This is a genomic window from Streptomyces sp. SID14478, from assembly GCF_010548525.1.
In the GTDB taxonomy this organism is placed as follows: domain Bacteria; phylum Actinomycetota; class Actinomycetes; order Streptomycetales; family Streptomycetaceae; genus Streptomyces.
Map to the genome: position 1 here is coordinate 1 of NZ_JAAGMG010000061.1, position 1,066 is coordinate 1,066.

Here is a 1,066-nt window from a genome sequence, read left to right on the forward strand (position 1 = left end):
GGCCTCGGCGTGCCGGTGCTGCGGGTGGACCGGCCGATGGCCGCGCGGGCCGTCGCCGCGGGCTCCCGGATCGCCGTCGTGGCCACGGTGCGCACCACCTTCGCGCCGACCGTCGCCCTGGTCGAGGAGGAGGCCGCGCGCACCGGACGGTCCGTCGAGGTGCGCACCGTGTTCGTCGACGGGGCCTGGGAGGCGTTCCTCGCCGAGGACCGCGACGGCTATCTCGACCTGGTCGCGGCCGCCGTCGACGAGGTCCGCGACGCCGACGCGATCGTTCTCGCACAGGCCTCCATGGCCGACGCCGCGGACCGCAGCCGCACCGGCCTGCCGGTGCTCTCCAGCCCGCGCCCGGGACTCGACGCCGCCGCCACGGAATGCAGGGCTGCCAAAACGGTTTAGGTTGAACAGAGTTGGAGTGCCGCACCGAGCAAGGAGAGACCTTCATGGCCGAGCGTGACACCGACGTCGTCATCAGCCCCACCGGATGGGTGGCGGACCAGGCCCGTGTGTACGAGGAGTCCGGCGGCACCGAAGGCACCGGGATGAACGGCGTCCCCTGCCTGCTGCTCGACTACAAGGGGCGCAGGACGGGGCAGTGGCGGCGTACCGTCCTGATCTACGGGCGCGACGGCGACGACTACCTGATCGTGGCCTCCAAGGGCGGCGCCGACGAGCACCCCCTGTGGTACCTGAACCTGCAGGACAACCCGGACGTACGGCTGCGCGTGGAGACGGAGCGGTTCGACGCCCGCGCCGAGACCCTGTCGGCGGCGGAGAAGGCGCGGGTCTGGGACTCGCTGGTCGAGCTGTTCCCGAACTACGCGGAGTACCAGAACAAGACCAGTCGCGACATCCCGGTGGTGCGTCTGACCCGCACGGACGGGTGACGGGGGGTCCCTCGTACGCGTGGACTCGACGGGCGTGGGCACGCGAGTCGGGAGACAGTGGACAGGATCCCCTCCGAACCTCTGGAGGCACCGCCATGACCCAGCCGTACCCCGACCCCGTACCGCCGGCCCCCGGACCGGACATCCCGGACCCGGTGCCGGCCCCGGACCCGTTCCCG

Annotated in this window: 2 protein-coding genes; both read left to right on the top strand. The window is 72.1% G+C overall.

Annotation, left to right across the window (positions count from 1 at the left end; genetic code table 11):
- The coding region (locus G3I40_RS02075) for an aspartate/glutamate racemase family protein (RefSeq protein ID WP_239091468.1) at positions 1 to 399 on the top strand (399 nt) is incomplete at its 5' end.
- 44 nt (positions 400 to 443) lie between these two features.
- On the top strand, positions 444 to 887 hold the full coding sequence (locus tag G3I40_RS02080; protein WP_164300416.1) for a nitroreductase family deazaflavin-dependent oxidoreductase: 444 nt from the start codon (positions 444 to 446) through the stop codon (positions 885 to 887).
- Positions 888 to 1,066: the final 179 nt, after the last annotated feature.